Origin of the sequence: Enterobacter cloacae complex sp. CARB60 (genome assembly GCF_036487345.1) — a bacterium.
Lineage (GTDB): Bacteria > Pseudomonadota > Gammaproteobacteria > Enterobacterales > Enterobacteriaceae > Enterobacter > Enterobacter asburiae_D.
In genome coordinates, this window is sequence record NZ_JAZKLC010000002.1 from 2,368,598 (window position 1) to 2,386,667 (window position 18,070).

The 18,070-nt window shown below is 56.6% G+C and carries 18 protein-coding genes; 12 read left to right on the forward strand and 6 right to left on the reverse strand.

The genetic code is table 11. The annotated features are described in order from the left end of the window. Positions 1-32 precede the first annotated feature (32 nt). Positions 33-1,376 (reverse strand): 2-oxoadipate dioxygenase/decarboxylase HglS, encoded by a 1,344-nt coding sequence (gene hglS / locus V4835_RS12285; protein ID WP_331412326.1) that lies wholly within the window; start codon positions 1,374-1,376, stop codon positions 33-35. Positions 1,377-1,903: 527 nt separating this feature from the next. Here hglS and V4835_RS12290 point away from each other — a divergent pair. The 8 genes from V4835_RS12290 (at position 1,904) to V4835_RS12325 (ending at position 8,440) form a co-directional block, all read left to right on the forward strand. Further along, positions 1,904-2,089 carry a general stress protein gene (locus V4835_RS12290; RefSeq protein ID WP_063142815.1) on the forward strand — a complete coding sequence of 62 codons (186 nt, stop codon included), beginning with the start codon at positions 1,904-1,906 and terminating at the stop codon, positions 2,087-2,089. A 94-nt stretch (positions 2,090-2,183) separates the two neighbouring features. Beyond that, positions 2,184-2,678, forward strand: coding sequence for a YciE/YciF ferroxidase family protein (locus V4835_RS12295; protein ID WP_063142816.1), 495 nt, complete (start codon positions 2,184-2,186; stop codon positions 2,676-2,678). Positions 2,679-2,701: 23 nt separating this feature from the next. Further along, the gene (locus tag V4835_RS12300; protein ID WP_023335667.1) at positions 2,702-2,905 is read left to right on the forward strand and encodes a hypothetical protein; all 204 of its coding nucleotides are present in this window, start codon (positions 2,702-2,704) and stop codon (positions 2,903-2,905) included. Between the two features lie 24 nt (positions 2,906-2,929). Next, positions 2,930-3,436: a ferritin-like domain-containing protein gene (locus V4835_RS12305; protein ID WP_024908416.1), complete on the forward strand. Its 507-nt coding sequence runs from the start codon at positions 2,930-2,932 to the stop codon at positions 3,434-3,436. A 15-nt stretch (positions 3,437-3,451) separates the two neighbouring features. Continuing rightward, a complete protein-coding gene (locus V4835_RS12310; RefSeq protein ID WP_063142817.1) occupies positions 3,452-4,324 on the forward strand; it encodes a manganese catalase family protein in 873 nt (290 codons plus the stop codon). Between the two features lie 68 nt (positions 4,325-4,392). Then, on the forward strand, positions 4,393-5,796 hold the full coding sequence (locus V4835_RS12315) for a cytochrome ubiquinol oxidase subunit I (protein ID WP_331412327.1): 1,404 nt from the start codon (positions 4,393-4,395) through the stop codon (positions 5,794-5,796). Then, positions 5,796-6,806: a cytochrome d ubiquinol oxidase subunit II gene (cydB, locus tag V4835_RS12320; RefSeq protein ID WP_331412328.1), complete on the forward strand. Its 1,011-nt coding sequence runs from the start codon at positions 5,796-5,798 to the stop codon at positions 6,804-6,806. The genes V4835_RS12315 and cydB overlap by 1 nt, the downstream gene beginning before the upstream one ends. Positions 6,807-6,814: 8 nt before the next feature. Beyond that, a complete protein-coding gene (locus tag V4835_RS12325) occupies positions 6,815-8,440 on the forward strand; it encodes an alpha-amylase family protein (RefSeq protein ID WP_331412329.1) in 1,626 nt (541 codons plus the stop codon). Here the strand turns inward: V4835_RS12325 and V4835_RS12330 are convergent, their stop codons facing one another. From V4835_RS12330 to V4835_RS12345, 4 genes are read right to left on the reverse strand one after another with little or no spacing between them, the layout of a single operon-like run. After that, positions 8,441-9,427, reverse strand: a complete 987-nt coding sequence (locus V4835_RS12330) for an SDR family oxidoreductase (RefSeq protein ID WP_331412330.1) — start codon at positions 9,425-9,427, stop codon at positions 8,441-8,443. A gap of 17 nt (positions 9,428-9,444) precedes the next feature. After that, the gene (locus tag V4835_RS12335) at positions 9,445-9,963 is read right to left on the reverse strand and encodes a 2-oxo-tetronate isomerase (RefSeq protein ID WP_331412331.1); all 519 of its coding nucleotides are present in this window, start codon (positions 9,961-9,963) and stop codon (positions 9,445-9,447) included. An 11-nt stretch (positions 9,964-9,974) separates the two neighbouring features. Beyond that, the gene (locus tag V4835_RS12340) at positions 9,975-10,421 is read right to left on the reverse strand and encodes a DUF421 domain-containing protein (protein ID WP_331412332.1); all 447 of its coding nucleotides are present in this window, start codon (positions 10,419-10,421) and stop codon (positions 9,975-9,977) included. 9 nt (positions 10,422-10,430) lie between these two features. Then, on the reverse strand, positions 10,431-10,934 hold the full coding sequence (locus tag V4835_RS12345) for a hypothetical protein (RefSeq protein ID WP_331412333.1): 504 nt from the start codon (positions 10,932-10,934) through the stop codon (positions 10,431-10,433). Between the two features lie 138 nt (positions 10,935-11,072). Here V4835_RS12345 and V4835_RS12350 point away from each other — a divergent pair, with 138 nt between their 5' ends. From V4835_RS12350 to V4835_RS12365, 4 genes are all read left to right on the forward strand, one after another. Continuing rightward, positions 11,073-11,462 carry a YdeI family stress tolerance OB fold protein gene (locus V4835_RS12350; protein WP_063142825.1) on the forward strand — a complete coding sequence of 130 codons (390 nt, stop codon included), beginning with the start codon at positions 11,073-11,075 and terminating at the stop codon, positions 11,460-11,462. A gap of 64 nt (positions 11,463-11,526) precedes the next feature. Next, positions 11,527-12,411, forward strand: coding sequence for an SDR family oxidoreductase (locus V4835_RS12355; RefSeq protein ID WP_331412334.1), 885 nt, complete (start codon positions 11,527-11,529; stop codon positions 12,409-12,411). Between the two features lie 182 nt (positions 12,412-12,593). Then, positions 12,594-13,517 (forward strand): LysR substrate-binding domain-containing protein, encoded by a 924-nt coding sequence (locus V4835_RS12360; RefSeq protein ID WP_023335657.1) that lies wholly within the window; start codon positions 12,594-12,596, stop codon positions 13,515-13,517. Positions 13,518-13,773: 256 nt separating this feature from the next. Beyond that, a complete protein-coding gene (locus V4835_RS12365; RefSeq protein ID WP_331412335.1) occupies positions 13,774-16,155 on the forward strand; it encodes a membrane-bound PQQ-dependent dehydrogenase, glucose/quinate/shikimate family in 2,382 nt (793 codons plus the stop codon). Between the two features lie 77 nt (positions 16,156-16,232). Here V4835_RS12365 and V4835_RS12370 read toward each other — a convergent pair whose 3' ends face one another. Next, positions 16,233-17,924: a methyl-accepting chemotaxis protein gene (locus V4835_RS12370; protein ID WP_331412336.1), complete on the reverse strand. Its 1,692-nt coding sequence runs from the start codon at positions 17,922-17,924 to the stop codon at positions 16,233-16,235. Positions 17,925-18,070: the final 146 nt, after the last annotated feature.

The window sequence follows — 18,070 nt, forward strand, 5'->3', positions numbered from 1 at the left end:
TTTTTCCATCACACCCCAGCAGAGTAACGATTTCAGAGCAAACCGCAACGCTGTTTGCTGCGCGTTTCAGCCTCCTGGTAGAGCGTAAACTCGTCATACACCGGGCAGCCCAGCGCCTCTTCAAACGCATCGCGGCTGGCGTTACCGTGGCTGCGGGCCTGGGTTTCGTTCCCGAGATTGGACTGGAAAATCCCCGCGGCGCTGACCGGGAGGAAATCTTCGTAGGTGATCGGCTGGGCAACCACCCATCCGCGCTCAATCAGCGGCTGCGGATCGTCTCCCGGACGAAACGCATGACGATGGGCTTCCCCTGATGGCGTCAGGCGATAGCGAAAATAGGCCAGCTCCTGACGGCGCATGAGCATTTCGCTGTCCGGGAATGCATTAAAGATCTCCCGCAAATGCAGCTGGTGCGTCAGGTTATCTTTACCCGTACCGGCCTGGCCGAGCAGGCTATCGTACAGTTCACGGCCTTTCCGGGTCAGCGCCACGCCGCGCTGTTCAATCTCACCGAAGCGCGCGGTGTGGGTGCCTTTATGTTCACCGGCAAACAGCACCGGCTCTTCCAGCGCCTTGAAGCTGGTTTGACGCAATAAGACGGGCACCTCGCGACGCGGCGGCCCTTCGATCAGAATTTTTGGCTCGATACCGTACTTCGGCATCAGCTCTTGCACCCGGTCAATATCGAGCGTGCGAGGCGTGAGGTGGTTAATATGGCAGCCCGGGAAGCAGACCACGTCGGCAATCAGGCGATGCTCGTTGCTCAGGGCCAGATATGTCTCCCGATCGACCGTCGCATGGCGGTGCCAGCGGAAGGTCTCTAACGCTTCCTGCACAAACTCGTGAGCCTGTGCGTCAGTAAAGTGCCCTTCCGACTCGTGGAGGTCGATCAGTTCCAGACAGCGGGGGGTAAAGATGTTCCGGTGAGACAGGATCTCTGCGGCACGCTCGCGCAGCGCGACGTTTTCAATCAGCTCAAGGCGCAGCAGCGAGGTAAAGATACGAAACGGATTTCGACACAGGGCGGCATCCTCTACCGGGCGAAACGCCGTTGAGTGGACCGGCACCCCCGCCTGCGAGAGATCGTAATAGCTGACGGGGTACATGCCCATAATGGCAAACATACGGCGCAGGGTTGAAAGTTCCTGAGCGGTGCCGACGCGGATCGCCCCGTGACGCTCAACGTTCAACCGCGCAAGCTCATCAGCGTTGGCCAGTTGTTCATGTAATAGTGGGTTATTTTCCAGAACCGCCAGGTTTACGTCCGCAACCAGTTCGAGCAAGGTGCCGTACTGCGGAACTTCCTGCTGGTACATCGCCGACATAGCCTGCGAAAAGCGTTCCCGAATGTCATCAGCCGTGATGGTGTTCGCCATGATGTCATGCCTCCAGTGAATATTACCTGGAGTGTAGAGAAACCCGTTCCTTCCGGGGGGAAGAATTTCTGATTTGTGATCTTAAGACGACAGTGGTCAAACCGTGTGCTACCGGCCTCTGGACAGGCCTGCCAGAACCGTCCTTTCGCCTCGCCTGTTTTACCACAATTTTCCTGATAATTATTTTGAGCTCCGTTTTCTAGCCATAAAGGAGTAATTTTTTATTCTATCCCAGCCGCAAATTGCCCAGATTAATCACACCATTATTTTTATTCTCATCTTTCAATTTTTTAGCGGAAACTTAGGACTATTCCGATCATTTTTTTTCAAGTCCCTCCTGCTCATCCCTATTTTTCGATCAAGCGAAGCGTAAACGCCACGATATTTAAAAAATAACGCAACCGCAAATAGCAAAACGCATTTGACGGATGACGCACAGCGACTAGAGTTATTACTCGAACGACGAGTGATACGGAAATATTTTCGTATCGTACTGACATAACCAATATATGACTATGAGGTTTAATATGGCAGAGCATCGTGGTGGTTCCGGTAATTTCGCTGAAGACCGTGACAAAGCATCAGAAGCTGGACGTAAAGGCGGCCAGCAAAGCGGTGGGAATTTTAAAAACGATCCGCAACGCGCATCCGAAGCGGGTAAGAAAGGGGGCCAGAACAGTCACGGCGGAGGCCGTAAATCTGATAACTCCTGATCTTATTTAAAACTCTTTTAATAAAACCTGAGAGCATGCTGCGGGCTGAATAGCTCGCAGTAACCTTTCTTTATTTTACCGGAGCGTAATTATTATGAATATGAAAAGCGTCGAGGATGTTTTTATTCATCTTCTGTCGGATACCTACAGTGCTGAAAAGCAGCTTACCCGAGCACTCAGCAAGCTTGCCCGCGCCGCCTCCAGTGAGAAGCTGAGCGCAGCCTTTACCGCACACCTTGAAGAGACGCAGGGTCAGATCGAACGTATCGACCAGATCGTCGAACAAGAAGACGGTATCAGGATTAAGCGCATGAAGTGCGTGGCGATGGAGGGCTTAATTGAAGAAGCCAATGAAGTCATTGAAAGCACCGAAAAAAATGAAGTACGTGATGCCGCGTTAATTGCCGCTGCGCAAAAAGTCGAGCATTACGAAATTGCCAGCTACGGCACCCTCGCGACATTAGCAGAACAGCTGGGCTATAAAAAAGCCGTTAAACTTCTTGCCGAGACGCTGGAAGAAGAAAAAGAAACCGATCTTAAACTCACCGACCTGGCCGTAGGCAATATTAACCAAAAAGCGCAGAAATGACGCAATAACTCAGGTTAAATAAAATGAGCATCAGTCCCAGGACAATTAAACGGTGCCATTTAACGGCAGCCATAATATGGTTCATTCTCGCCATCCCTTCCGTAATATGGTGGAAGAGCAGCGTGCTATGGGTCATTATCATCAGTATTTACGCCAATATTGTCGGCCATTTATCTGGCTACAGTGCCGCGCGTGCCGATCAGGCTGCTGAAAGTGAGACCAAATAAGCGAACCCTAATGAGGATACAATGATGAATCACGTAGAACACTACCATGACTGGCTACGCGATGCCCATGCGATGGAAAAGCAAGCCGAATCTATGCTGGAATCCATGGCCAGCCGTATCGATAATTATCCTGATGTTCGCGCCAGAATTGAGCAGCATATTAATGAGACAAAACGGCAAATTACACTGCTGGAAGAAATCCTCGACCGGAATGATATTTCTCGTTCGGTTTTAAAAGACTCCATGAGCAAAATGGCGGCGCTGGGGCAGTCCATCGGCGGCATGTTCCCGTCTGATGAGATCGTTAAGGGTTCGATCAGCGGCTATGTTTTCGAACAGTTCGAAATTGCCTGTTATACCTCCCTCCTTGCGGCGGCTAAGAAAGCAGGCGACGTCGCCTCGGTGCCGGCCATCGAGACGATTCTGGCGGAAGAACGCGAAATGGCCGACTGGTTGATTCGTCATATTCCGCAGACCACGGAACAGTTCCTGCTGCGTTCAGACGCATCGGGCGTCGAAGCAAAAAAATAATCCGGGAGAATCACCATGTTCCGACACGTCAAACAGCTGCAATATACGGTTCGCGTTGCCGAACCTAACCCTGGCCTCGCCAACCTTTTACTGGAACAGTTCGGCGGGCCGCAGGGCGAACTGGCTGCCGCCTGCCGGTACTTTACGCAAGGATTGAGCGATGACGATCCGGGCCGTAAGGATATGCTGATGGATATCGCCACCGAGGAGTTAAGCCACCTCGAAATCATCGGTACCCTGGTCGGTATGCTGAACAAAGGTGCCAAAGGCGCGCTGGCGGAAGGGGTGGAAAACGAGGCCGATCTGTATCGCTCCATGACCGAAAACGGCAATGACAGCCATATTACCTCCCTGCTCTACGGGGGCGGCACCCCGCTCACTAACTCTGCGGGCGTGCCCTGGACCGCGGCCTACGTCGACACCATCGGCGAGCCAACGGCGGACCTGCGCTCAAACGTGGCGGCAGAAGCCAGAGCGAAGATCATCTATGAACGGCTGATCAACGTGACCGACGATCCCGGCGTAAAGGATGCGCTGGCATTTCTGATGACGCGCGAGGCGGCGCATCAGCTCTCCTTTGAGAAGGCGCTGCAGTCCATCCGTAATAATTTCCCGCCGGGGAAACTGCCGCCAATCGAGGAATTCACCAACAAGTACTACAATATGTCTGAAGGTGGAGAGGTTCGCGGAAGCTGGAACAGCGATAAACATTTCGATTACGTTGAGTCCCCCCAGCCTGCGGTTGACGGCGGCGATGGCAGTGCAAGCGTCACGCTCACGACCGAACAGGCAACCCTGGTCAAGGCGATGTCTGCCCGCACGAAGTCCGATCCACATTCCGACCCGCTGACCGGTGCCGAGCTGGGTGCCGGTAAGACTAAACCGTAATCGGTTTTGCCGGGCAGCCATAAACTGCCCGGCAATTCTCGTGCCCCATCGTTTCAGAGGTACGGACCATGTTCGAACTCGACGCGTTTCATCTGGCCAGAATTCAGTTCGCTTTTACCGTCTCGTTTCATATCCTTTTTCCCGCGATCACCATCGGCCTCGCCAGTTATCTGGTGGTGCTGGAGGGCATGTGGCTGCGCACCAAAAACGACGTCTGGCGATCGCTGTACCATTTCTGGCTCAAGATATTTGCCGTTAACTTCGGGATGGGCGTCGTGTCCGGGCTGGTCATGGCGTACCAGTTTGGCACCAACTGGAGCGGGTTCTCCCAGTTCGCGGGCAGTATCACCGGCCCACTCCTGACCTATGAGGTGTTAACCGCCTTCTTCCTTGAAGCTGGTTTCCTTGGGGTCATGATGTTCGGCTGGAATAAGGTCGGCCCCGGCCTGCACTTCTTTTCAACCTGCATGGTGGCGCTCGGCACGCTGATGTCGACCTTCTGGATCCTCGCGTCCAACAGCTGGATGCATACGCCGCAGGGCTTCACTATCGAGAACGGACAGGTTATCCCGCAGGACTGGCTGGCGATCGTCTTTAACCCCTCTTTCCCTTACCGCCTTATTCATATGGCTATCGCCGCGTTTCTGAGCAGCGCGCTGTTTGTCGGCGCGTCGGGCGCGTGGCACCTGCTGCGCGGTAACGATACGCCCGCCGTCCGCACCATGTTTTCCATGGCGATGTGGATGGCGCTGCTGGTCGCCCCCATCCAGGCGGTCGTGGGCGATATGCACGGCCTGAACACGCTTGAGCATCAGCCGGCCAAAATTGCCGCCATTGAGGGACACTGGGAAAACCCGCCCGGCGAGGCCACCCCGCTGCTGCTGTTTGGCCTGCCGGATATGGAGGAGGAGCGCACCAAATACGGTCTTGAGATCCCCGCGCTCGGCAGCCTTATCCTGACGCACAGCCTGGACAAGCAGGTTCCGGCGCTGAAAGACTTTCCGAAAGAAGATCGCCCAAACTCGACCATCGTTTTCTGGTCGTTCCGCGTCATGGTTGGGATGGGGCTGCTGATGATTACTCTCGGTCTGATTGGCGTCTGGCTGCGCTATCGTCACCGATTTTACCACTCTCGCCCGTTCCACTGGTTTGCCCTCTTCATGGGGCCTGCCGGTCTGCTGGCGCTGCTCGCCGGCTGGGTAACCACCGAAGTGGGCCGACAGCCGTGGGTGGTCTATGGCTATCTGCGCACCATCGACGCGGTATCGCTGCACAGCACCCTGCAGATGAGTATCAGCCTGCTGGCGTTCTTCGTCGTCTACTCGTCGGTGTTTGGCGTGGGCTATGTGTACCTCATTCGGCTGATTAAGAAAGGGCCGCAGCCTGTCGATACGCTGACGTCAAACACCTCGGGCACGCCCGCCCGTCCGCTGTCTGCCGCCGAGTCTGTTCCTGAAGAGGAGAGAACCTGATGGGCGTCGATATCTCAGTTATCTGGTTTGCCATCATCGTCTTTGCCACGCTGATGTACATCATCATGGATGGCTTTGATTTAGGCATCGGTCTGCTGTTTAACTTCGTAGGCGATGCCAAAGAGCGTGATGTGATGGTGAACAGCGTCGCGCCGGTCTGGGACGGCAACGAAACCTGGCTGGTGCTCGGCGGCGCAGGGTTATTCGGCGCCTTTCCGCTGGCCTATGCGGTGATCGTGGATGCGTTGACCATCCCCCTTACCGCCATGCTAATTGGCCTGATCTTTCGCGGCGTGGCGTTCGAATTTCGCTTTAAAGCCACGCCGTCACACCGAAAGTTCTGGGACTACTCCTTTGCGGGCGGATCGCTGCTCGCGACCTTCAGCCAGGGCATCGTCGTGGGCGCAATGATCAACGGCTTTGACGTTGAGGGCCGACGCTTTGTCGGCTCCGCCCTTGACTGGCTCACCCCCTTCAACCTCTTCTGCGGTATCGGTCTGGTCGTCGCCTACACGCTGCTGGGCACCACCTGGCTCATTATGAAAAGTGAAGGCGCGCTGCAGGCCCGCATGCGCGAGCTGACCCGCCACGTGCTGCTGGCACTGATGGTCGTCATCGCCGTGGTGAGCATCTGGACGCCGCTCGGCTGGCAGTACGTGGCCGACCGCTGGTTTACCTTGCCCAACTTCTTCTGGTTCCTGCCGGTTCCTCTGCTGGTCGGGCTTTTCAGCGTGCTGATCTGGCGCCTGACCCGCAATCCGGACAGCCACTCTCGCCCCTTTCTGCTGACGCTGGGGCTTATCTTCCTCGGGTTTAGCGGGCTCGGTATCAGCCTCTGGCCGAACATTATTCCGCCGCGCATCACCCTGTGGGAAGCCGCGGCCCCGCCTGCCAGCCAGCTGTTTATGCTGGTAGGAACATTACTGATTATTCCGGTGATCCTGGTGTACACCGCCTGGAGCTACTACGTCTTCCGGGGCAAAGTGTCGGATACTGAAGGCTATCACTGAGGAACGCTATGACCGACTGGCATACACGAGCCATCATTTACCAGATTGATACCGCGCTATTTTATGATTTGAACGGCGATGGCTGCGGGGACATCGCCGGGATCGCGGCCAAGCTGCGCTATATTCGCCGCATGGGGGCGACGGTTATCTGGATCACGCCGTTTTACCTCACGCCCTTTCTCGATGAAGGCTACGACGTCAGCGACCACCTCCAGGTGGATCCCCGCTTCGGAAAGCTGGCCGATATCATCGCCTTTATCGAACAGGCCCGCGAGCTGGGCATGCAGGTGATTATCGAGCTGCTGATCCAGCACACGTCGGACGCGCACCCCTGGTTCCAGCAGGCGCGCCGCAGCCCGGCGTCACCCTATCGTGATTATTACCTCTGGTCGGATAGCGACGAGGACGATACGCCCCCCATGTTCCCCGGCGTCGAGAAGAGCATCTGGACCTGGGACGACGAGGCGGGACAATACTACCGGCACATGTTTTATCGCCACGAGCCGGATCTGAACCTCACCTCGCCCGCGGTGCTAAAAGAGATTGAGAACATCATCCTCTTCTGGCTCAAGCTGGGCGTGTCGGGATTTCGCCTCGACGCCGCGTCCCACCTCACCACGCAGGCAGGAAACGGTGATGAAAAAAAGGGCCTGTGGATCCTCGAACATATGCGGCGTCTTATCGAACAGTGCAATCCGGACGCGATCCTGCTGGGTGAAGTGGACGTCGAGGTGGAAGCCTATCAGGACTACTTCGGCAATAATGACCGCCTGAATCTGGTGCTCAATTTCTGGCTCAACAAGTATTTCTACGTCAGCCTGGCCAGGAAAAGCGCCCGCCCGCTGCGCAATGCGGTGAAAAAGATGATCGTCCCGCCTGATGCCTGCTGTTTTGCTAACTGGCTGCGCAACCACGACGAGCTGGATCTGGAAGGCATTAGTCAGAAAGACAAACAGTTTGTCCTCGACACGTTCGCGCCTGATGAAGAGATGAGCGTCTATCAGCGCGGGATCCGCCGCCGCCTGGCGCCGATGCTCAATGGCGACCGGAAGCGGCTGGCGTTCTGTCACGCGGTGCTGTTTTCCCTGCCGGGTGTCCCGGTGATGCGCTACGGCGACGAGATAGGCATGGGTGACGACCTGGAGCTGGAGGAGCGCTACGCCGTTCGCACCCCAATGCAGTGGGCAGGGTCACAGGGGGGCGGTTTCTCTGCGGCCGACCCTGAAAAATTTATCGCGCCGATTATCGATCATGGCCCTTACCGCTATCAGAAAATCAACGTCGCCGATTCGCTGCTTCATCGCAACTCGCTTCTGCACCGGATCATTGATATTGCCAATACCCGCTCGGAGTTCCCCGAAATTGCCGTTGCGCCCTTTCGCCTTGTCAGCATCGATGATGACGCGGTGCTGGGGATCTATTACGAGACCGACGAGCGCAGCATCCTGACCTTCGTCAACTTCAGCGACCAGCCGGTGCAGTTCACCGCAAAAGGGATCCGCAACGCCACCTGGACCGCCTGTCTCGCGGACAAACGCTACGATGACGCGCTGATTTGCGGTAAAACCGTTCAGCTCGGCCTTGGCGGCTACGGCTACCGCTGGTTCTGGACGCACCGCAGCGCGCTGCGCTGACTACGGTTTCCGGCGGGTTATCAGACGCGTCACCACTATCCCCGCTACCGCGAGGGCGCCCAGCGCCACTTTACCCGGCATGCCGGAGGTAACGGATGGCGCGCGGTTTTTCGCCTCGTCAGTAAAACGGCCGTGGATTTTGTGCAGGTCGTTAACCGGATGATCGAGGTAGTCCCGGCGGTCCGGCGCGTTTAGATCGTCGGTCATCTGACCTTCCCAGGCCTTTTTCACCATCAGCCGGTCCAGTAAGCCGGGGAAGAAAAACTGCCCGACGATGGACTGGATGGTGCTGCTGCCTACCCACAGCTCGCGCACCGGCTTTTGCGCCACCCTGAAGATAGCGCTGGCGGCCACCTCAGGCTCAAAGACAGGCGGCACCGGCCGCATCGCCCAGGCGAACTTATTCCTCGCCCATTCGAACTGCGGGGTATTGAGCCCCGGCATCTGCACCATCGACAGCTGAACCCGGCTGTTCTCATGCATCAGCTCGGTACGCACCGCATCGGTGAACCCGCGGATCGCCGCTTTGGCGCCGCAGTAGGCTGACTGCAATGGAATGGAACGGTAGGCCAGCGCGGAGCCCACCTGGATAATCACGCCCCTGTCGCGCGGCACCATGAGTTCAAGCGCGGCGCGGGTGCCGTTCACGTAGCCGAGGTACGTCACGTCAGTCACGCGACGGAACTCATCCGGCGTAAGGGTTCGAAACGGTGCCAGGACGGCCCCCATGGCGTTGTTCACCCAGACATCAATCGCGCCGAGGCGATACTCAATTTCGTTAGCGGCATCCACCACCGCCTGGCTGTCGGCGACGTCCGCCTGCACGGCGTGCGCATTTACGCCAAAGCGCCGCAGCTCCTCCTGGGTGGAGTGCAGGCTTGCTTCATCGCGGGCGATGAGCCCAACGTCGTAACCTGCCTTTGCAAAGTGCAGCGCCGTGGCTTTTCCCACGCCCGCCGTTCCGCCGGTAATCACTATGACAGCCATAGAACCTCCCCGTGAGTTTAACCGTTATTCCCGTCCGACAATGCTGCCAGCAGTTCGGCCAGCGAGAAATGCACCGCTTTTTCCACCACGTCCTGACAGTCACCGGAGAAAAGCACGGTGCGGGTTTTCGTCTCGCCACGTCTATTCCACGCAAAGCAGACCGTCCCCGCCGCCGTGCCATCCTCGCCCCCTTCCGGACCCGCGTAGCCGCTGATGGCGATGCTTATATCCGCCTGGGCGATGTCGCGAATACTGGCGGCCATCTCGGTAACCGTCTGTTCGCTGACGGCGGTATACCGCGCAAGCGTTTCAGGACGCACGCCGAGGATCCGCGTTTTGGCTTCGTCGCTGAACACGACCAGGCCGACATCATAAAATTCGGCGGTGTTTTCCTCTGCGCAAAGCGCCACCGAGAGCTTGCCGCCCGTGCAGGATTCCGCGGTGGTTAAGCGAAGCCCGAGATCGGTTAATTTGCTTGCCAGCTTTTTAGTCAGTTCACCCACGGTATTATTGCTGTCGTGAAAAAGATTGCTCATCTTGCCGCCTCTTATTTCTCGAAAGGAATGATTGAAATATGCCCATTGCGCTCAAGTATGGCATATTTAATGTCGCCTATTTCCGTAATGCCATTATTCTGCCGGGCTGATACCAGAATATCATCACAGGACACATCGACTTTTTTCAGCTTATCGGCTAACGGTACGCCGTTCTCGACCAGAATCACGGGAGTGCCATCCAGGATATTTTCTACCGGGGAAAAATATTTCTTCATCAGCCCGAATATAATGTCAACCACCACCAGCGTGGTAATGGTAATCATCGCACCGGTGACGGAAAAATCTTGTCCAAGGAGCGCCTGCTGTGTGGCCTCACTAATTATCAAAAGCAGAATGAGATCGAAGCTGGTCATCTGCAGCAGCGCGCGGCGTCCGGCCACCTTAAATACCACCATGAGGAACAGATAAATAGCCAGCGCGCGAAAGACCATATCCATATCTGCCTCCTACGGGTAAATTAATTGCCAGATGTTAATCTCCGGCTCGCTGTTGACGCGGATGACGGTGTTCCATTTACCGGCTCTGGAAGGTGTCGTGAAAAGTAACACAGAGAAGCTGTCTGACTTTTTCAGGTTGTTATAGACAAAAAAGAGGGTTTTCCCGCGGCTGAACATGCTGTCCGGCTGCGGCCAGACGCTGCCGGGCTCATAAACATCGCTGCTCTCGCTGGTCATGCTGAGGGTATACTTCCCCTCGGATTGCACCGGAAACGCGAACTGCATCCGCGTCTCCGTCTCCCGTCGTCCAAAGCGTTCATAGCTTATGGTCAGTGATTTAGCGGCATTCGTTTTGACCGTGTCGCTGACCATTCCGCTGGAAAACAGACCGGCAATGGCCGCGACGATAATAGCCAACAGAACAATAAAACCCACCTGACGAAACGCATATTCAAACGTCAGCAAACGGTAACGCTCATCTATCCCGGGTAACTTTTCATTTTCACGCTTCATGGCCGTCGTCACCGTTTCGCTTATTAACCGATAATTTTGATTTCTAACGCGAATGTTTTTAGGACTTATCACATTTGCCACATAAAGGAATAGCAACAATACTTAATAAGTCAAGACACCCAAAATGAAGGATATCGGATGAAATTATCACTTATTTCCGCTTTATTGATATTTTTGGTTCCGGCCGCATGGGCAGATAATAACGGGGGTTTACAAAAAGGCGAAGCCCCACCGCCACCGCACGCGCTTGATAGCGGATATCGCGGAACCGACGACGCGCGTATTATGACCATCGACCAGGCAAAACAAATGCACGATGGTGCGACAATTTCATTACGCGGTAATCTTATTGACGGTAGCGGCGATAAGTTTGTATTTCAGGATAAAACCGGAAAAATCGACGTTATTATTCCCCAGGCAGTTTTCGACGGCAGAACGGTAAAACCCGACCAGATGATCAGTATCAACGGTTCGCTTGATAAAAAATCATCTCCTGCCGTCGTCCGTGTCGATCGTTTGCAGAAATAATTCAGCGAAGCGTTAACGCTGCAGTTATCCATCAAATCTCACCCCTTGGCTTAAGGAGTCAGCTATGAGTGATACAAAACAACGTACGAACGCTTACCCGCAGCCCCCGTTCCCGGAACAGCCGCAAACGCCGCCGGGACTGGCATCAGAAATGCAGCCCGTACCCGACCACGGGGAAAAAAGCTACAAAGGACATGGCCGCCTTGCCGGTAAAAAAGCGCTGATTACCGGGGGTGACTCCGGTATTGGTCGCGCGGTCGCTATCGCCTATGCGCGTGAAGGCGCTGACGTTGCTATCAACTATCTGCCTGAAGAAGAAAAAGATGCCTCTGAGGTCATCGAGCTGATCGAAGCCGAAGGCCGCAAGGCCGTCGCGCTGCCGGGGGACGTCCGGGACGAAACATTCTGTCAGAATCTGGTCGAAGAAGCCGTCTCGAAGCTGGGCGGGCTGGACATCCTGGTCAATAACGCGGGGCGTCAGCAGTTCCGTGAATCCCTTGAAGACCTGACCACCGAGGATTTTGACGCGACGTTTAAAACCAACGTCTATGCCCCTTTCTGGATCACCAAGGCGGCCCTGCGTCACCTGAAAGCCTCATCCGTTATCATTAATACCTCCTCCGTTCAGGCGGTGAAGCCCAGCCCCGTTTTGCTGGACTATGCCCAGACGAAAGCCTGTCTGGCGGTGTTTACCAAATCCTTAGCCAAACAGCTGGGTCCGAAAGGGATCCGCGTCAACGCGGTTGCCCCTGGCCCTTACTGGACGGTACTGCAGTCCAGCGGCGGGCAGCCGATGGAAAAAGTGAAGGAGTTCGGTGGCGACACCCCGCTGGGACGTCCGGGCCAGCCCGTCGAGATTGCCCCGCTTTACGTCACGCTGGCCTCGGATGAATGTTCCTTTACGTCCGGCCAGGTGTGGTGCTCTGACGGCGGTGACGGCGTGATCTAAACCGAATTGCAACTCGCCCTCTGCAATGAGCAATAAATGAACAAGGACGTTCGCTTATCGCCCCCTCCCGAAAAACATGTTGTAACTCAAACAGATCAAATGTTAAAAATATTTTGCTATCAGGTTATCAAAATTAAACAACTTAACTTGTCACCCGCATCGCTCTGTTTTTAACATCGCCTATGGAAAAAAATGGTCTGTTCAGTCAGCGCATACGCTTGCGCCATTTGCATACATTTGTGGCCGTCGCTCAACAGGGAACGCTGGGGCGTGCGGCTGAAACCCTTAACCTGAGCCAGCCTGCGCTCTCGAAAACCCTCAACGAGCTGGAACAGCTGACCGGTGCCCGTCTTTTTGACCGCGGGCGGCTGGGGGCGCAGCTTACCATCGTGGGCGAACAGTTCCTCACGCACGCCGTTAAAGTGCTGGATGCGCTCAATACCGCAGGCCAGTCCCTGCATCGAAAAGAAGAACAATCCAGTGAGGTGGTGCGCGTGGGCGCCTTGCCGACCGCGGCGCTGGGCATTCTTCCGCCGGTTATCGGCCAGTTCCACAAGCAGCAGCGGCATACCACTATTCAGGTTGCCACCATGAATAACACCATGCTGCTCGCGGGGTTGAAATCAGGCGAACTGGATATCGGTATCGGTCGAATGTCCGACCCTGAGCTGATGGGCGGCCTCAATTACGAACTGCTGTTCCTGGAATCCCTGAAGCTGGTGGTTCGTCCCAATCACCCCCTGCTGCAGGACACGGTGACGCTAAGCCGCGTGATGGAGTGGCCGGTTGTGGTGTGCCCGAAAGGGACCGTTCCCCGCCAGACCGCCGAAACGTTGCTGCAAATGCAGGGGTGTACGCTGCCTTCAGGGTGTATCGAAACGCTGTCGGCCTCGCTTTCGCGCCAGCTCACCCTGGATTATGACTACGTCTGGTTCGTCCCCTCCGGGGCGGTAAAAGATGATTTACGCCAGGGAACGCTGATCGCCCTGCCGATTACCTCCCCAGGAGCCGGGGAACCCATCGGCATTTTGACCCGGGTGGATACCCCACTTTCTACCGGCGCGCAGACGCTGCTGAGCGCTATCCGTAAATCAATGCCGGTATAAAACCTTTTTCACCCTCACCCTAACCCTCTCCCCTTAGGGCGAGGGGACTCGCCCGTGCGTTAATCAAATAATGCGGAATAATCCATTAACAATTGCGTAAAACAATTTAACAGTTTTATCATGACGGTGAATTCACCAAATGGTTCGCAAATCATTTTATAAAACCGAATTCACTCGTATTAATCATTATTCTTCCCGCCATTATTACCCAACTGGTACACACCCGACACGGCGGGGGGATCGAAAGGAGAAAGACATGGCATTTGGCAGCGCGCCGCGCGGGATACCTCGTATTCTGCAGTGGCTTCTTGCCGGACTGATGATGCTCATCGGTCTGGCGGTCGGCGGGTTGGGCTTTAAGCTCGCCACCGTAGGCGGAAGTGGATACTTCCTGATAATGGGCGTGGTCATGGTGATTGCCGCGATCCTGATTTTCCTCAATCGCACCAGCGGGATCGTGCTTTACAGCATCGCGTTTATTGCCTCGCTGTTCTGGGCGGTAAGCGATGCGGGCTGGGATTTCTGGCCGCTCTTCTCTCGCCTGTTTACCTTTGCCGTACTGGCCTTCCTCTGCGCCATCGTCTGGCCTTTCCTGCGTGCTGCGAACCGCAGCGCCGCGAACAAGGCGCTCGCTTTTGGCGTCGCGGCCGTGCTCGCGGTGGCCATGCTGGCCAGCCTGGGCTGGATGTTTAAGCCACAAACCCTCGTGGCCGCGAACGAGCCCGTTCCGGTTAAACCCGTCGCGCCAGGCGAGCAGCAAAAGAACTGGGAGCACTGGGGCAATACCACCCACGGTGACCGTTTCGCCGCGCTGGACCAGATTAACAAGCAAAACGTCAGCGACCTGAAGGTCGCCTGGGTTGCGCACACCGGCGATATTCCGCAGAGCAACGGCTCGGGCGCGGAAGATCAGAACACCCCCTTACAGGTTGGCGACACGCTGTATGTCTGTACCCCATACAGTAAGGTGCTGGCGCTGGACGTGGATTCCGGTAAAGAAAAATGGCGTTATGATTCCAAAGCCACGGCCCCTAACTGGCAGCGCTGCCGTGGTCTGGGCTACTTTGAAGAACGCTCAAACGTGACAGCGTCACAGACAGAGACGCCGCCTGCGGCATGCCCTCGCCGTCTGTTCCTGCCTACTACCGATGCCCGCCTGATTGCCATCAACGCGGATAACGGCAAGGTCTGCGAAGACTTTGGCGACCATGGCACCGTTGACCTCAGCGTCGGCATGGGCGAGATCAAGCCCGGGTATTATCAGCAGACCTCCACGCCGCTGGTCGCCGGCAATGTCGTTGTGGTTGGTGGACGCGTGGCGGATAACTTCTCCACCGGCGAACCGCCGGGCGTGGTGCGCGCCTACGACGTTCACACCGGTAAGCTGGCGTGGGCGTGGGATCCGGGTAATCCGAACCTGACCGGCCTGCCGCCGGAAGGCCAGACCTACACGCGCGGCACGCCGAACGTCTGGTCAGCGATGTCTTATGATGCAAAACTCAATCTGATTTATTTGCCAACCGGCAACGCCACCCCGGATTTCTGGGCGGGTGAGCGTACCGCGCTCGACGATAAATACAGTTCATCTATCGTCGCCGTGGACGCGACCACCGGTCAGGTGCGCTGGCATTTCCAGACGACCCACCACGACCTGTGGGACTTTGACCTGCCTTCCCAGCCGCTGCTGTACGATCTGCCAGACGGTAAAGGCGGCACCACGCCTGTGCTGGTGCAGACCAGCAAGCAGGGCATGATCTTCATGCTTAATCGCGAAACCGGCAAGCCGGTGGCGAAGGTAGAAGAACGTCCCGTTCCGGCGGGTAACGTTGAAGGTGAACGCTACTCTCCGACCCAGCCGTATTCCGTGGGCATGCCGATGATTGGCAACCAGACGCTGACCGAGTCCGACATGTGGGGGGCGACGCCTGTTGACCTGCTGCTGTGCCGTATTCAGTTCAAAGAGATGCGTCATCAGGGCGTCTTCACCCCGCCGGGTCTCGACCGTTCCCTGCAGTTCCCCGGCTCTCTCGGCGGGATGAACTGGGGCAGCGTCTCCGTTGACCCGAACAACAGCCTGATGTTCGTCAACGATATGCGCCTGGGCCTGGCAAACTACATGGTTCCGCGCGCTAACGTGGCGAAAAACGCCAGCGGCATCGAGATGGGTATCGTACCGATGGACGGCACGCCGTTCGGCGCGATGCGCGAACGCTTCCTGTCTCCGCTGGGCATTCCGTGCCAGAAGCCGCCGTTCGGCACCATGTCGGCGGTTGACCTGAAAACCGGCAAGCTGGTGTGGCAGGTCCCTGTTGGCACGGTGGAAGATACCGGCCCGCTGGGCATTCGTATGCACATGCCAATCCCGATCGGTATGCCGACGCTGGGCGCATCGCTCTCTACCCAGTCCGGCCTGCTGTTCTTCGCCGGCACGCAGGATTTCTACCTGCGCGCGTTTGATACCGCCACCGGGAAAGAGATCTGGAAAGACCGTCTGCCTGTCGGCAGCCAGTCCGGCCCGATGACCTACGTATCGCCGAAAACCGGTAAGCAGTACATCATCATTAACGCCGGGGGCGCTCGCCAGTCGCCGGATCGCGGTGATTACGTTATCGCGTACGCGTTATCTGATAAGAAATAAGATGTGAAAAAGGGACCGAAAGGTCCCTTTTTTGTAGGTCGGGTAAGGCGAAGCCGCCACCCGACACAACACGCCACTCAGAACGTCTTCCAGTTATCCCCGGAAACCGTTGCCGCCGGGCGCAACGGCGCGTTCTTCGCCGCTGGCGCGGACATCACCGCCCGGCCCGACTTTGCACCGCTCAGACGAAACGCGCCGACCGCCTCGGTCAGACGCGCGCCCTGTTCTTCCAGAGACGCCGCTGCGGCGGAGGCTTCTTCCACCAGCGAGGCGTTCTGCTGTGTCACTTTATCCATCTCGGAAATCGCCTGACTCACCTGGACAATACCGCGGCTCTGTTCGTCGGACGCTGCGGCAATCTCCAGCATGATGTCGGTCACGCGCTTAACCGCGTCGACGATTTCATTCATGGTGTTACCGGCGGCGACAACCTCACCGGAACCCTGGTCAATCAGCGAAACCGATTCGTTGATCAGGCTTTCGATCTCTTTTGCGGCATTCGCACTGCGGCTTGCAAGGGTTCGGACTTCACTGGCCACCACGGCAAACCCGCGCCCCTGTTCACCCGCACGCGCCGCTTCTACCGCCGCGTTAAGCGCCAGGATATTGGTCTGGAACGCAATACTGTTAATCACCGCGGTAATCTCAGAGATCTTCTTCGAACTGGTGGAGATATTGCCCATGGTTTTGACCACGCCGGAGACCATCTGACCGCCGCGGCTGGCTTTACCGGAGGCATCTTCCGCCAGCTTGCTGGCATGATGGGCGTTATCGGCGTTCTGTTTCACCGTTGCGGTCAGCTGTTCCATGCTCGCGGCGGTCTGCTCGATGGCCGCAGCCTGCTGCTCGGTGCGCGAAGAGAGATCGGTGTTACCGGCAGAAATCTCGCTGGTTCCGCGGTAGATCTCTTCCGCCCCCTGACGTACGGTGCCTACGGTGTTTTCCAGCGAGTGCTGCATGGTTTGCAGGTCGCGCGCCAGGCGGCCAATTTCACTGCGCCCGACCAGATCGTCCGGCATCGTCAGGTCGCCTTTGGCGATATTCTCGATACGTTTCGCTGCACGCTGCAGCGGATTGATTACGGTACGGCGCAGCACAACAAAGGTCATCGCCGTCAGCACCAGCGCCAGCGCAAACGCGCCAACCATAAACATCAGGCCCAGCTGCGTGCGGCTGTGCGCCTGCGCCGTCAGCGTATTCGCACGGTCGGTACGGATCTTGATCGCCTTCAGCAGCACGGCGTTGTAAGCGTCATCCAGCGGGCGCGCCTTTTCGTTTTCATGGTTGATAATCGCTTCGAACATGCCGTTTTTGGCGAATTTCACCATCGGCTGCATGCCCGCGATATAGGCGTCGTACCGCGCCTTGAGATCCGCCTCCAGCGCTTCCCCCTCAGCGGTGCGCACGGCGCGATTCATATAGGCGGTAAAGCTCTCCTGGGACTGCTTAATGCGCGTTTCCGCCTCGCTGATGTTCTGCTTCATCGCATCCATCTCCGCGATACGGCTCGCCGCACCGGCGTGGATCAGGTTGATACGCGCGGTTCGCAGATGGTTTGAGCTGTTCGACAGCCCCATACGCACCTGAATTTCGGATGTGACATCCTGCTGATCGCGATCGGCCTGCAGCAGGAAATACCCCGCCAGACCCGAGCTCAAGGCAAACAGAAGAATAATGCCACCGAGAATGGAGGAAAACAGCGGAACCAGCCTGATGTGATGCAAGAAGCTCAGCTTACGCTGCGCCTGCATCGAAGTAGTGTTGTCCATGACCGTCGACTCTCTTATAGGTAAGATGCGTAAAAACACGCCTGTTAAATAGTCATCGGCACGGCAGAGATTTAGATTACGGCTAAAAACGCCGCACTGGTCACACTTTAGAGAAGATTATTAAAGAAACGCCAGCGGCGAAAAAC

Bases quoted from the DNA above. Each gene is read 5' to 3' on its own strand.
- V4835_RS12330 (WP_331412330.1), bottom strand. From the start codon at position 9,427: ATGGCTGTCATAGTGATTACCGGCGGAACGGCGGGCGTGGGAAAAGCC.
- V4835_RS12295 (WP_063142816.1), top strand. From the start codon at position 2,184: ATGAATATGAAAAGCGTCGAGGATGTTTTTATTCATCTTCTGTCGGAT.
- V4835_RS12335 (WP_331412331.1), bottom strand. From the start codon at position 9,963: ATGAGCAATCTTTTTCACGACAGCAATAATACCGTGGGTGAACTGACT.
- V4835_RS12350 (WP_063142825.1), top strand. From the start codon at position 11,073: ATGAAATTATCACTTATTTCCGCTTTATTGATATTTTTGGTTCCGGCC.
- V4835_RS12305 (WP_024908416.1), top strand. From the start codon at position 2,930: ATGAATCACGTAGAACACTACCATGACTGGCTACGCGATGCCCATGCG.
- cydB (WP_331412328.1), top strand. From the start codon at position 5,796: ATGGGCGTCGATATCTCAGTTATCTGGTTTGCCATCATCGTCTTTGCC.
- V4835_RS12310 (WP_063142817.1), top strand. From the start codon at position 3,452: ATGTTCCGACACGTCAAACAGCTGCAATATACGGTTCGCGTTGCCGAA.
- hglS (WP_331412326.1), bottom strand. From the start codon at position 1,376: ATGGCGAACACCATCACGGCTGATGACATTCGGGAACGCTTTTCGCAG.
- V4835_RS12365 (WP_331412335.1), top strand. From the start codon at position 13,774: ATGGCATTTGGCAGCGCGCCGCGCGGGATACCTCGTATTCTGCAGTGG.
- V4835_RS12300 (WP_023335667.1), top strand. From the start codon at position 2,702: ATGAGCATCAGTCCCAGGACAATTAAACGGTGCCATTTAACGGCAGCC.
- V4835_RS12325 (WP_331412329.1), top strand. From the start codon at position 6,815: ATGACCGACTGGCATACACGAGCCATCATTTACCAGATTGATACCGCG.
- V4835_RS12345 (WP_331412333.1), bottom strand. From the start codon at position 10,934: ATGAAGCGTGAAAATGAAAAGTTACCCGGGATAGATGAGCGTTACCGT.
- V4835_RS12370 (WP_331412336.1), bottom strand. From the start codon at position 17,924: ATGGACAACACTACTTCGATGCAGGCGCAGCGTAAGCTGAGCTTCTTG.
- V4835_RS12340 (WP_331412332.1), bottom strand. From the start codon at position 10,421: ATGGATATGGTCTTTCGCGCGCTGGCTATTTATCTGTTCCTCATGGTG.
- V4835_RS12360 (WP_023335657.1), top strand. From the start codon at position 12,594: ATGGAAAAAAATGGTCTGTTCAGTCAGCGCATACGCTTGCGCCATTTG.
- V4835_RS12315 (WP_331412327.1), top strand. From the start codon at position 4,393: ATGTTCGAACTCGACGCGTTTCATCTGGCCAGAATTCAGTTCGCTTTT.
- V4835_RS12290 (WP_063142815.1), top strand. From the start codon at position 1,904: ATGGCAGAGCATCGTGGTGGTTCCGGTAATTTCGCTGAAGACCGTGAC.
- V4835_RS12355 (WP_331412334.1), top strand. From the start codon at position 11,527: ATGAGTGATACAAAACAACGTACGAACGCTTACCCGCAGCCCCCGTTC.